The 13,152-nt window shown below is 65.7% G+C and carries 11 protein-coding genes and 1 pseudogene; 8 read left to right on the forward strand and 4 right to left on the reverse strand.

Annotation, left to right across the window (positions count from 1 at the left end; translation table 11 throughout):
• Positions 1–283 (forward strand): annotated as a pseudogene (locus tag NFL01S_RS36095) (nuclear transport factor 2 family protein); the annotation flags it as partial.
• A gap of 248 nt (positions 284–531) precedes the next feature.
• Here NFL01S_RS36095 and NFL01S_RS13060 read toward each other — a convergent pair.
• The 4 genes from NFL01S_RS13060 to NFL01S_RS13075 are packed head-to-tail and all read right to left on the reverse strand — an operon-like array spanning position 532 to position 4,588.
• Positions 532–1,542, reverse strand: coding sequence for a MaoC family dehydratase (locus NFL01S_RS13060; RefSeq protein ID WP_062974890.1), 1,011 nt, complete (start codon positions 1,540–1,542; stop codon positions 532–534).
• Positions 1,539–2,366, reverse strand: coding sequence for an HpcH/HpaI aldolase/citrate lyase family protein (locus NFL01S_RS13065; RefSeq protein ID WP_210745025.1), 828 nt, complete (start codon positions 2,364–2,366; stop codon positions 1,539–1,541). Before NFL01S_RS13065 ends, NFL01S_RS13060 begins: the two co-directional genes overlap by 4 nt.
• Before the next feature lie 40 nt (positions 2,367–2,406).
• Positions 2,407–3,297: an SMP-30/gluconolactonase/LRE family protein gene (locus NFL01S_RS13070; protein WP_062974895.1), complete on the reverse strand. Its 891-nt coding sequence runs from the start codon at positions 3,295–3,297 to the stop codon at positions 2,407–2,409.
• Positions 3,298–3,319: 22 nt separating this feature from the next.
• Positions 3,320–4,588, reverse strand: a complete 1,269-nt coding sequence (locus tag NFL01S_RS13075; protein WP_062974897.1) for an MFS transporter — start codon at positions 4,586–4,588, stop codon at positions 3,320–3,322.
• Between the two features lie 389 nt (positions 4,589–4,977).
• On the opposite strand from NFL01S_RS13075, the gene NFL01S_RS13080 reads away from it, so the two are divergent.
• The 7 genes from NFL01S_RS13080 (at position 4,978) to NFL01S_RS13110 (ending at position 13,142) form a co-directional block, all read left to right on the forward strand.
• Positions 4,978–5,619, forward strand: a complete 642-nt coding sequence (locus NFL01S_RS13080) for a TetR/AcrR family transcriptional regulator (protein WP_084492649.1) — start codon at positions 4,978–4,980, stop codon at positions 5,617–5,619.
• A gap of 428 nt (positions 5,620–6,047) precedes the next feature.
• Positions 6,048–7,631, forward strand: a complete 1,584-nt coding sequence (locus tag NFL01S_RS13085) for a class I adenylate-forming enzyme family protein (protein ID WP_245670669.1) — start codon at positions 6,048–6,050, stop codon at positions 7,629–7,631.
• Complete coding sequence (locus NFL01S_RS13090; RefSeq protein ID WP_062974900.1) at positions 7,628–8,596, forward strand: cyclase family protein; 969 nt, start codon at positions 7,628–7,630, stop codon at positions 8,594–8,596. The genes NFL01S_RS13085 and NFL01S_RS13090 overlap by 4 nt, the downstream gene beginning before the upstream one ends.
• Positions 8,597–8,626: 30 nt before the next feature.
• On the forward strand, positions 8,627–9,799 hold the full coding sequence (locus NFL01S_RS35400; RefSeq protein WP_157116504.1) for a thiolase family protein: 1,173 nt from the start codon (positions 8,627–8,629) through the stop codon (positions 9,797–9,799).
• A 7-nt stretch (positions 9,800–9,806) separates the two neighbouring features.
• Positions 9,807–10,217, forward strand: a complete 411-nt coding sequence (locus NFL01S_RS13100; RefSeq protein ID WP_062974904.1) for a Zn-ribbon domain-containing OB-fold protein — start codon at positions 9,807–9,809, stop codon at positions 10,215–10,217.
• On the forward strand, positions 10,214–11,608 hold the full coding sequence (locus NFL01S_RS13105) for an FAD-binding oxidoreductase (RefSeq protein WP_371851823.1): 1,395 nt from the start codon (positions 10,214–10,216) through the stop codon (positions 11,606–11,608). The genes NFL01S_RS13100 and NFL01S_RS13105 overlap by 4 nt, the downstream gene beginning before the upstream one ends.
• 70 nt (positions 11,609–11,678) lie before the next feature.
• Positions 11,679–13,142 carry an aldehyde dehydrogenase gene (locus NFL01S_RS13110; protein WP_062974908.1) on the forward strand — a complete coding sequence of 488 codons (1,464 nt, stop codon included), beginning with the start codon at positions 11,679–11,681 and terminating at the stop codon, positions 13,140–13,142.
• Positions 13,143–13,152: the final 10 nt, after the last annotated feature.

Raw genomic sequence — 13,152 nt, forward strand, 5'->3', positions numbered from 1 at the left:
TATCGGCAGCGGGCACTGGTCCGGCCCGCTGCGCCTGTACCCTTACGACGAATCCGCCCCTGTGCTCTACGGCAACGGTCGCTTCATCCAATGCCCGGCCGTCGACCGTTACCACTTCAACGCCGACCGCCTCATGGAAGAAGGCGAAACCCTCTACGACGCCTTCGACGGCCTGCAGCGCGGCGGTATCCTCCCTCGCGACGACAGCTGGCAGTTCAAATCGATCTTCGCGGCATCCCGGATCCCCGCCCTGCTCTCGCGCATCGGCGGTGGAAGCCGGTAGCAGGAACACGCGAACGGAAAGCGTCGACGACCACACTCGATGGCCGGTTGCCCTGTCGCCTTCCGTACCCGCATACCACGGCCCTCCGGCAATCGGTTGCCCGGCTTCCCGGGCGGGTCGGGGTAGTGGCCACGACGCCGGTTCGGGGGCGGCGTAAGCCTGTTCACGCTGTGCGGGATGGCGCCGGTCGGGACCATCCGGCCAGACCTGGAGTTGCCGGCGTCGGTGTTCGACCAGGTGCCCGGATGTCACGCGAACAGAGCGGTGAATCGCCAGTCCAGTACCTGCTGCGGCGGTGCGTGCCGGCGATGGGAGAAGACGATCGAGCGCAGGTCGAGGGTGCCGCCCGTGGACAGTATCGATGTGCCCTCGACGTACAGGTCGCTGGTGAGGGTGTCTCCTTCAGCGACTGGGGCCGTGTGGTCGCAGGACTGCCAGCCGAGTACCGTCACCAGGTTCGGCAGCGCCCGTACTGCCTGATCGAGGGCGATGCCGATGGTGTGGCCACCGTAGACGAGGCGACCGGTCGGGCTCGTCCGCTCATCGTGGTGTGTGGCGGCGATGTTGAGGGTGAGCCTGGCCAGTTCGGGTGCACTGCTGATGACATCGCCACTCGAGGTGAACCCGGCCCCCACCAATGACGGGTCGAAATGTGGGCCTGGCACTGCGGATCGGTAGGCGTCGAGATCGATTCCTTCGGGCATTGCCCATTCCGTTGTGTTCGATTCGCCGATCGTGGACAGATCGTCGTTGCGGGTCACCTCGGCCGGATCGACCGTGGGGTCGACCGGCAGCATGGCGCATCGGTGGAAGTCCAGCACGGTCCGTCCGTGCTGGTCCGCTGTGCTGATGCGTAATACGGCGAGACCCGTCGCCGGGCGACCGGGTCTGATCGAATTGCTTTTCAGGCCGACGACTTCGGTGGTGGTCGACAGCGTGTCACCGATCAGTGGCAGGCGATGCAACCGCAGGCCTCGGTAGAAGAGGTTTGCTTTGACGTGATGAGTGGCCACGGTCGATTGCCCGATCGCGATATCGGTGACAAGCCCGGGGTGCGCAACCGGGCCACCGGCGACCGTTGCCGCCAGCGACCGGTCGAGCGTCAGGCGCAACCGGTTGCCGACGATGGCTCGGTGCGCGGCCGCGAGCCCGTCGGTCAAGGTGACAGCGGGGGCGGAATCGAAGATCTGCCCGACGGTCAACCGGTCGAAGTAGGGGCCGCCGACGACGACTGTCCGGGTGTGGTCGAGAGTTGTCATCGTCTGGCTCCGATCTTGGTCAGCGTACGGCGGGCGGCGACGGCGAGAGCTTCGTCGAGCATCCGGCCGTCGAGTTGTACGGCTCCCACCCCCTGTTCCTCCGCGTGTTCGAGTGCGGACAGTACGCGCCTGGCGAAGTGGACCTGTTCAACGCTCGGGGTGAACAATTCCAGCGCGGTGCCGACCTGTGCCGGGTGAACAACCCATTTGCCGTCGAACCCGAGATCCGCGGCCCAGCGGCAGGCGCGGTGGAACGCCGGGCCGTCGGTGATTCCGAGGAAGGGACCGTCGATTGCCTGCACTCCCGCCGCACGCGCGGCGTGTAGTACCCGGTCCTGAACATAGAGCCACTGTTCGGGCGGGGCCTCGGGCGACCGGCCCAGTACGGCACCCAGATCGGCGTATCCGATGATCACGGCCTCGATCCGGGGGCAGCAAGCGATCCGGTCGGCATTGTGAATTCCAGCGGGGGTTTCCACAAGGGCCTGCAGTCGCATATCCGGGCTGCCGGCCTTGTCGAGTATCCGGTCGGCGGCCTCGAGATCCGCGGTCGACTCCACTTTCGGAATCACGATCGACGCCAGGGCATCCGCCACCTCGGAGAGTGCGGACAGGTCACGGCCGAACCATCGGGTATCCGGGCCGTTGACCCGGACGGATACCGGCCGCCGGGGTCCGTACTCACCGACCAACTCGGCCACGGACTCCCGCACCTCGTCCTTGCGACCGGCTGTAACAGCATCTTCGAGATCGAGAACCACCTCGTCGACAGCAGAATCGAGTGCCTTGCGAGCTTTACGCTCATCCGAACCAGGCGCCACCAGAGTTACTCGCCGGCAGGTAGCAATCACGATGACCTGCCGTTCACTTCGCGACGCGTGTCGGCGAAGCGATGGACATTGCCTCGATCCGTGACTCGCGCAACCGCAGACATTCGGTGCTGTCCAGCGCCGGCGAGGCACACAGATAGAGCTGATCACCGCGTGCACCACCGGTTGCGCAGGCCAGGACGAGTTGACTGGACCGCACCCGCTCGATCTCCCGGCCCTCCGCGTCGATACGAACTGCGGCGTGGCCGAATACATCCGATACCCAGATATATCCCCATATATCCATTCCGATGCCGTCCGGTGCGAAGTCGACGAACAGCTCCTTGCGCTCGGTGAGACTCCCGTCGGGAGCAAGGCGGAAGCGAGTCAGTCGTGCGCCGAACGACTCCGCGACGAATAGGTACTTCCGGGTTTCGTCGACGACGATTCCGTTGCTGAACGCCAGACCGGAAGCCACCTCCCGGTATTCGCCGTCCATGTCGACCAGGAAGAGCCGGCTGGTTGCCGGAGGGGTGAATCTGCCGCGGCATACGTTGTCGATATCTTCCGGATCGGAGAGGTAGGCGTGGGGGTCGAATCCGGTTTCGCCGACGTAGCATCGGCCGGTGGTGTCCACTGCCAAATCGTTCAGGGTCGATGCGACCGAATCCGAGAGGTCAGCGTGCACTACCAGTTCATCGTCATCGAGCCGGAGGATCTTCCGATCCTGCATGAGGACCACCAGGAGACGTCCGTCGGGTAACCACCCGATGCCGCCGGGTGCGCTTGCCACCTCGATCGTGCGTGTATCCGAACCGTCCGGCCGAACCGAGATCACTCGGTTCAGATGCATGTCGACAAACCAGACGCGTCCGTCGTGGTAGCGCGGGCACTCGGTGAACGAGTATCCGTCGGCGACGACTTCGAAGGAAGAGCTGACAGTCATCGAAAAAACTCCACTTTCTGAATCAGGCTTCGGAACGCGCGGCTATTCCATCGGCATCGGTGACAGACCACGTCTGCGGCCGTCGAGGTATCGCGGCTGCGAGTATCGCACCGAGAATTCCGAATCCGGCAAAGACGAAGAAACTTGTTTCGACGCTGCTACCGGCGGCGACGAGGAATCCGATCAACGTCGGTCCGCCGAGGGCTCCGACTCGCCCGGCGCACGAAATCCATGACAGCGCGGCGACTCGGGAATTGTCGGGATAGTCCGTCGCCACGAATCCGGACATCAGCAGCTGCGCCCCGAGAGTTCCGGCACCGGCGACGAATACAAGGAGATAGACCACTCCGAGCGGAAGTGCAATGCTCAACGCGAGAATGCTCGCCGCGGCCGCGAGAAATACTGCGATCATCACCGTCCGCGGCCCCGAGATGTCAGCGCGCCCGGCGAGTAGCGGCGGAATTGTGGCCGCACCCAGATTGAGAGCAATCAGGAAGGTCAATGCCGACCCGAGTTCGTATCCGTTCGCCCGCATCAACTGCGGAAGCCAGGTATTCAATCCGTAGGTCAGTACCAGCCCACTCGCACTCATCAGCCCGAAAACGATGGTCCGCACCCATACTCCGTCGACGAACAACGCTTTCGGGCCCCGCGCAGTGCCGGAGATCCGGTCCCCCTGCCGTGCATCGACATCGTCCGCAGACCGGCGCGTTGCCGTGGATTCGGGAAGGGTGAAATACATCAGCGGCACCAGGGTGACCAGCGGTAGCGCACCGAGCGCGAAGAGGAAGCGCCAACCCAACGGCTCCAGCGCTACCACGCCGACGAGCGCGGCGACAACACCTCCGACGGGGTATCCGGACCAGGCGATGGCGCTGTACCGATTCCCCTTTCCCTCGGGCGCGAATTCCACCGCGAGCGCCGCCGCGAGCGGAACGAACGCGCCGATACCCAGCCCCGCCATGAAACGGGCCCCGCCGAGCGTTTCAGCCGTCGGCGCCACAGCGCAGATCGCCATCCACGCCGAGAACCAGCCGCAGGAGGCGATGGTCAGCATGCGCCGGCCGATGAAATCGGCCAGTGCACCGGAGACGAGCGAGCCGATCAACATACCCACGACCGTGAGAGTGCTGATCAGCCCCGCTGTCGCCGGCCCGATATCCCATCCCTGCGGGGACACCAGCTGGGGCAGCACTGTCCCGTAGGAGACCAGGTCATACCCTTCGAACGCCAATCCGGCGAAACACAGTGCCAGTACCGGGATTCGGAATCTGGCGTTGACTCTGGACATGGTAACTCCCTTGTATCGAGAACATTCCGCGCTCCCTATGCCGAGAGGTGCCGAGCTGTCGTCGCGGCTTCGCCCCGGCGGCAGAACGGGCGGGAAGGCGTGAATACCTCGCCGAAGAACCGGTTCGAATCGAAACCTCCGGCCGCATACCGAGTAGCGCGTTGCGGCAACGTTCGAGGCCTCGGCTCGCGGCGATCGGCCGGGTTGTGCGCGGCGACCTGCGTGCACTGGCAAGTGCGTATGTCCGGAAGCGAGCCTAAAGACAACAGGTCGTTGTGTCAAGCATCACCCTGTTGCGTGAATCCTGGGCTTGTCTGATCAGGTCCGCCACCAGGGCATCGACCGATGCTGCCTCACGCCCGCAGCGCTCCCGGGTCTACGCTCGCAGCATGGACAACACTGCATCGACTGAGACAACAGAGCTGCTCCCGGTGCGTGAGCAGCAGCGGTTGATGACACGCCGTCGAATATTGCATGCGGCACGCACGGTTTTCGAAGAGCGCGGTTACGGGGAAGCGTCCATCGGAGATATCACAAAGGCCGCGAAGATCAATCGATCCACCCTCTACCTCCACTTCGCCAACAAAGCCGAGGTTTTCAACGAGGTCTACGAGGCCGTCCGCAAGCAGCAAAGCGCACGCTACTGGTCACTGCTGAACGTCGCACTCGAGGAGGGCACCGAGTCCGCGCTGCGACACTGGCTCGACAACGCCTTGGCCTGGTGGGAGGACCACGCGAAACTGCTGCCCGCGATCCATGAAGCCATGGCCGGCGATCTCGAGGTCGCCGGGCGCTGGAAGGACCAGATCGACCAGCTCGCCCACGAACTCGACGGATACCTGCAGACGATCCCGCCGGAGCGCCGCGACGAACGACAACTACGCATCGAACTGCTGATGGTCCAGCTGGACCAGCTGTGCTTTCGATGCATCGTGCAGAAGGTCTTCGTACTGGAGCGCGAGACCTTGCTCGATGTGGTGACCGGACTGTGGGGCGACGCCCTGAACCTGAAGAAGGACCGCAGCTCCTGACCTCCGCACCACCCGGGCGCTTCGGTATGTAGACACAGGCACGCTCGACGAGTCGCCACACTTCGCGCAGTCGAGAACCGAAGTCCGGTTCACCTACCCCCCTCCTGTCGCCGCAGCGTGACACCGAGACCGGCGCACCGCCCCCGGCGGTGGGCCGGTCATCGACACCTGCTCGCGGAGCGACCACTCGCAACATCTCGCAATTGACTCGACATATTGTTGCTTGACTCATCATCATGTTGTGCGTAATGTTGCCCGCGAATGGTGAAACGGCGAAAACCGCCGACGGACCGGTCTTTCGACGCCGGGTACCTGTTGCGCGGTTACGCCGATCTCCGCGCGGTGCCATCGATCCGATGACGAACCGCCTCTCCGACCGGTGGCATGCCCACCGAGGTGCTCCACATCCGGAAGACAGGACCAGTCAAGTGAACGAGATCCAAATGGGTCGGCCCGAGACCTTCCCCGAGGCGATGGCCGCACTGGCCGAATCATGTGCCGGCACGGAAGCCGTGGTGGCGCCGGAAGGCCGGCTGACCTTTGCCGAATTGAATTCCCGCTGTGAAGAATTCGCCGGATCTTTGGCCGCGGCCGGTCTGCGTCCCGGTGAACGGGTGGGAGTACTGCTACCGAACGGCCTGCGCTGGCTCGTCGCCGTGCTGGGCGCCCAGCGCGCCGGACTGACTGCCGTCCCGATCAACACGTGGTATCGCTCCAACGAACTGGCACATCTGGTCGCCTCCGCGGACCTGCGGTTGATCGTGACCGAGCACCTCGTCTTCGGGAAGGACATCCCAGCCGAACTCGCCGCTGCCGGATATCCCGGAACATACGCGTCCGCCACCCGCGGAGAGCATTACCTGGGGGCATTACTGTGGCCGGCCGCCGAACCCTTTCCGTCTGCTGCACAGCGCGGACCGTGCCCACCGCAGACGTCTGGACCGTCGGATCCGGCGATGATTCTCTACACCAGCGGCAGCACAGCACTTCCGAAACCGGTTCCCCTCGAGCACGGCAAACTGCTGCGCAATGGTCGCGCGATGGGTGATCGCATGCATGTGGCACCCGGAGATCGGCTGTGGTTCGCGATGCCGTTGTTCTTCGGGTACGGCGCATGCAACGCCCTTCCCGTCGCACTGGCCCACGGGATCACCCTCTGTATCCAGGAGAAGGTCGACGGCGAGGCGGCGCTGGAATTCATCGAGGCCGAGCGCTGCACTGTGTTCTACGGCCTCGCCACCGCCGTACGCGCCCTGCTGGCTTCCCCGAGCTTCGGACGACGGGACATCTCGTCGCTGCGGACGGGGCCGGTCGGCTTCAATGCCGAGGACAAGCGACTGGCGATCGAAGGCCTCGGCATAACCGAGGCGTGCAGTGCCTACGGGCTGACCGAGTCATACGGGTTCGTCACCATGTCCGACGCTCACGACGACCTCGCGGTCAAGCTCGACACGCAGGGCAAACCCCTTCCCACGCAGGAAATTCGGATCACCGACTCCACCGGCGCACCGTGTCCGGCCGGCTCGGCGGGCGAGATCGAGATCCGTGGTTGTGTCATGTCCGGCTATCTGGGCGGCGCCGAGATCAATATCGGCACCCGCACTGCGGATGACTGGTTCCGCACCGGTGATCTCGGTGTGCTCGACGCCGACGGCACGCTGTCCTTCGGCGGGCGCTGGAAGGAAATGCTCAAGATCAAAGGCATCAACGTCGCGCCGCTCGAGGTGGAGGAGATCATTTCCGGCCACAGCTCGGTGGACCAGGCGTACGTATTCGGGTTGGAGACCCGGGAAGGCGACCAGGAGATGGCCTGCGTTGTGGTCCCGGCCGTCGCTGTCGGCGACCATGAAGCGCTTGCCCGCACGCTGACCGACTACATCCGCGCTCGTGCTGCCAGTTATAAGGTGCCCGGCCGTTTCGTCGTGATGGAGTCGGCGGCGGTACCGCAGACTGCCACCGGCAAGGTGAGCAAGCTGAAACTGCGCGACATGCTCACCGAGGGCGTGCGATGAGCACCGCCGAAGAGATCCGGCGCACGCCGCGCTTCGCCGAGCTTCCGGCACTGCCCGACCGCGACGAACACCACGGCTGGGAGGTATGGGGTCGCCACGACGAAATCGGCACGCTCAACCTCATCGGACCCCGGCAGCGGCTCGCCGCGGCCCGCACCATCCGGACCGGCGAGATGATCTCGCTGTGCCTGCCGTTGGACGAGCCGAATCCCGGCTTGTTCGGCGAACGCGGTCCCTACGACCACATCGTCGAAGACACAGCAGCCGGACACGACGACCGGCTCGACCACTTCTACCTGCAGAGCTCCTCGCAATGGGACGGGCTCAGGCATATCCGTGCCGGACGGCACGGCTACTGGGGCGGCCGGCAAGAGTCCGATCTTGCCACCACCGACACCCTCGGAGTCGATCACTGGGCAGCCCACGGGTTCGGCGGGCGCGGAGTCCTGGTCGATATCGCCCGCTACCTCGCCGACATGGGAACCCCGCTGGTTCCGGACGAACCGGTCGTGATCACGGCAGCCATGCTGGACGCGGCGGCGGCCGCCCAGGGGACAACCTTCGAGTCGGGCGACATACTCGTTATTCGCACCGGCTGGACCGAGTGGTATCGCACGCGCCCACAACAGCACCGGCTCCGTATGCGAGACACGATCGGTGCCGGGTTCGCGTGCCCGGGGCTGGATTCATCGAAACAGATGGCCGGCTACCTCTGGGACAACGAGTTCGCCGCGGTGGCTGCCGACAACGTCGGCGTGGAAGTCTTCCCGGTCGACCGCCGGAAGGGATTCCTGCACCGCCGCCTGATCGCACTGCAGGGCATGCCGCTGGGCGAGTTGTGGGATCTCGAAAGGCTCGCCGCCGCGTGCGCCGACCGCGGTCACTATGAATTCCTTCTGGTATCCGGAGTCCTTCCCTTGCCACGCGGAGTGGGCAGCCCCGCGAACGCCCACGCCATCATCTGATCCGTCTTCACAGAGGAAAGGAACTCCGCTGTGCCACTCGGTCCGCTCCGCCAGGTAGCCATAGTCGGGATCGGGATGACCGAAGTCTCCCGGCGTTCACCCCGCACCGCACTGGATTTCGCCGCCGAAGCGCTGCGGCTGGCACTCGATGATGCCGGCCTGCGCGTCGACGAAGTCGACGGGCTGTTCACCAATGTCGGCTATCCATTGGCCGTCGACTACGACCGCATGGCCGAAGCGTTCGGGCTCGGAATTCGGGCAGCGGTGCAGACGTGGACCCATGGACGCTTCGTCGGACCGGCTCTGCAGGCGGCGGTGCAGTCGGTTGCCCTGGGCATGTCCGATATCGCGGCATGCGTGGCGGGCGTATCTTTCTCCGGGCTCGGCACGGTCGGTGGAGCCGGAGATCTCGAAGGGATGCGCCAAGGTGGCGGGTCGCACGGGGAACTTCCGCACTACGGTATGACGGCACCGGGCGCCGGGGCGGCGATGGCCTTCCAACGCTATTGCGCCCGATACGGTTACGACCCGGAGCTGATCGCCGCGGTGCCGATCGCCTTCCGCAAGCACGCCCGGCTGAATCCGGCCGCGCAGATGACCGACGCCCTCGAAACCGGCAACTACCGAGACCAGCCGTTCGTCGTCGAACCGTTGCGCCGGCCGGATTTCGCTCTGCTCAGCGACGGCGGCGGATGTCTGCTCGTCACCACCGTCGAACGTGCCCGCGACCTGCGCCGGCCCGCCGTGGTCGTGGCCGGAATGCAAGGACTGCACGCCGGTCGCGACGAATTCATCTTCGCTCCGCCCGGACTCGGGGTTTTCTCCCAGGGCGACACCCGGCGCGTCGAGCACAACACCGTCTACGCCCAGGCGGGGCTGACGGGACCGGCCGATATCGACTCACTGCAGCTGTACGACGCCTTCTCACCCAACCTGGTGTTCGTCCTCGAACGCTTCGGATTCACCGGAGAAGGACAGGGCCTCGACTGGCTGCAGAACGGCCGGATCGAGCTCGGCGGTGAGCTGCCGGCCAATACCGCCGGGGGTCTGCTCTCCGAGGCACATATCTGCGGGTGGGGTCACATGGTCGAGGCGGCCCGCCAGCTTCGCGGTCAGGCCGGTGCCCGGCAAGTGGCCGGCTGCGAAACGGTTCAGTGGGCCACCCCTTTCGGAGACTCGCTCATTTTCACGAAGGACAGGTGAGCAGACAGTGTCGGACCGACGTCCACTCCCCCTCCGCTACCCCGAGGACATCGAGCACCTCGACGGGGCGGCGAATTCCCTGCTGCGCATCCCCCGATGCCGGACCTGCGATCGGCGTTTCTGGCCACCCGGCCCGGTATGTCCCCACGACTTCACCAGCGATATCGGCTGGGAAACCGATCCGGGAACCGGCAGTGTCAACAGCTGGGTCCGGTTCCACAAACAGTATTTCGCCGGAGACGACGTTCCCTACGTAGTGGTCCAGGTCCGGCTCGACAGCGGACCCAACATCACGACAACCTGGGCGGGCGCCACGGAACCGGTCATCGGCGAGCCGGTTTCGGTGTCGTTCCGGGCGGCGGGCGAGCACACGACCTTGCCGGAGTTCGGGCCGGCGGTCAGCGAATGTTCGCGATGAGTACCGCTGTGATCGAGGATCTGCGCCGCGCGCTTCCACCCGGCCGGACCATCGACGACCCCGGAATTCTCGACAGTTACGCCCACGACGAAGCCGCATGGGCCCCGCACCGCCGGCCGGTGGCCGTCGTGCGGCCGCGAAGCGCGGACGAGATCCAGCAGATCGTTCGCATCTGCCTGGAGCACCGCGCACCAGTGGTGGCCCGCGGCGCGGGAACCGGGCTGTCCGGCGGGGCCAACTCGATCGACGGCGCCGTCGTGCTGTGCACCGAACAGATGACAACGATCAAGGAGATCGATAAGACCGAACAACTCGCCGTCGTCGAGCCCGGTGTAGTGAACGACGATCTCCGGAAGGCATGTGCCGAACACGGTCTGTGGTATCCGCCGGATCCGGCGAGCGCACCGTGGTCGACCATCGGCGGGAATGTCGCGACGAACGCCGGCGGTCTCTGCTGTGTGAAGTACGGCGTCACCCGCGATTACGTACTCGGCATGCAGGTGGTCACCGGACGCGGGGAGCTGGTGCGGCTCGGCCGCCGGACCGCCAAAGGCGTCGCCGGTTATGACCTGGCGGGTCTCATGGTCGGATCCGAGGGAACACTCGGCATCATCGCCGAAGTAACAGTACGCCTGCGCCCGGCACGCCCACCGGAACGCACGATCGCCGGTTACTTCGACTCACTTTCCGCCGCCGGGCGCGCAGTTGCGGCGGTCGGGACGGCAGGTCTCATACCGTCGGCGCTCGAACTCATCGACCGCCACACCCTTCTCGCCGTCGATGCATGGAAAAACATGGGGCTGTCCGACGAAGCGGATGCCGTACTACTCGCGCGCACCGATACCCCGGGGTCCGGCGGCGATGAGGAAGCCGCGGCAATTCTGGCCTGTTTCACCGAGTCGGATGCGAGTTGGGCGGCGATCTCCTCCGACGCCCAGGAGGCCGAGGCACTGTTCGCGGCCCGCCGGCTCGCCTACCCCGCCCTCGAGCGACTCGGGCCCGTCCTCACCGAAGACGTCTGCGTGCCCCGTGCCTCCGTTCCCGAGATGCTCACCAGGATCGAGGCCATCGGGAAGCAGAACCGAATCACCATCGCCAATGTCGCCCACGCCGGTGACGGGAATCTGCACCCGCTACTGATCGTCCCCGCCGACGACGCCCACGCGCGGCGACGGGCCGAATACGCCTTCGAGCGCATACTCGATTCCGCGATCGATCTGGGCGGCACGGTCACCGGCGAACACGGCGTCGGGCTGTTGAAACGGGACGGGCTGACCCGGGAATTGACCGAGCCGGTTCTGGCCATGCACGCAGCGGTGAAACAGGCGCTCGACCCGCACGGCATTTTCAACCCCGGAAAAGTGATCGCACTGCGCGCGCCGCAGTGCTGACCGCCCGACAAGTTTCCGGCCCGCCACCCCGCCGAAACCGGCCATCCAGTAATCGATCACTCGAGGAGAGATGTCAATGAACAGCACCGAACTCGACCGCACCCGCTTCTTCATCGAGGGCCAATGGGTGGCGCCGCCGGCGGGCGATACCCAGGTATCCCTCGAAGCCGCCACCGGCAAACCCTTGGGGACGGCAGCTCTCGGGTCCGCGGCCGATATCGACGCCGCCGTCCGTGCCGCCGAACGAGCACTGCACGGTCCATGGGGCAGCACGACAGCCGCCGAGCGAGCAACCATCATGCGCCGGTTCGCCGACGCGCTGGCTGCCCGGGCCGATAGCACGTCAACCCTGGTCAGCCGGGAGAACGGCATGCCCATCGCACTGTCCCGTGCCTTCAACGGTGCAGCGCCCGCGGGACTGCTCCGGATGTATGCCGACACCATCGAGTCCACCCCCTTGGAACGGGCCCGGCCCAGCCAGGCCGGGGCCACCATCGTGCGCCGTGAACCGGTCGGTGTGGTCGGAGCGATCACACCGTGGAACTATCCGCAGGTCCTGGCGATGATGAAGATCGCTCCGGCGCTGGCCGCGGGCTGCACGGTCGTGCTGAAACCGGCTCCGGAAACGGCACTCGACGGCTACGTTCTCGGCGAGGCCGCCACCGAGGCCGGTCTGCCGCCGGGCGTGCTGAACATCGTGGTGGCGGGGCGGGAGGCAGGGGCGGCGCTGGTATCGCACCCGCTGGTGGACAAGATCGCCTTCACCGGTTCCACCGCGGCCGGACGGATCATCGGCGCCGAATGCGGCCGGCTGATCCGCCGCTGCACACTGGAACTCGGCGGAAAGTCCGCTGCCATCGTGCTCGACGACGCCGATCTCGCCACCTTCGTCGCCGGGCTGGGCGACGCCTCGTTCCAGAACAACGGACAGACATGTACTGCGCAGACGCGCGTGCTCGCGCCCCGTTCCCGCTACGCCGAAGTCGTCGACGCTGTCGCCCAGTACGCGCACGATATGGTGCTGGGCAACCCGCTCGACCCTGCGGTCACGTGCGGACCGATGGCCAGTGAAGCCCAGTTGGAGCGCGTGCTCGGCTACATCGACCTGGGCAAGAAGTCCGGCTCGCGGCTCGTTGCCGGCGGCGCACGCCCGGCCGGCCTGCCGGACGGCTGGTTCGTCGAACCGACTGTCTTCGCCGATGTCGACAACTCGGAGCGCATCGCACAGGAAGAAGTCTTCGGGCCGGTTGTCACCGTGACGCCCTACGACGATGACGACGATGCCGTCCGGCTGGCCAACGACAGCGAGTACGGACTCGGCGGATCGGTGTGGACCTCCGACGAGGACCGCGGTATCGCCGTGGCCCGCAGGGTCCGCACCGGCACTATCGGCGTGAACTACTACATGCAGGATCTCGGTGCGCCCTTCGGCGGCATGAAGAGCAGCGGGATCGGACGTGAACTCGGGCCGGAAGCCCTGGACGGTTACCTCGAGTACAAGTCGATCTACGCCGGCGCTGCACAGGTCGGTTGAACCGGCCCTG

It is taken from the genome of Nocardia flavorosea NBRC 108225 (assembly GCF_001613385.1).
GTDB classification, from domain to species: Bacteria; Actinomycetota; Actinomycetes; order Mycobacteriales; family Mycobacteriaceae; genus Nocardia; species Nocardia flavorosea.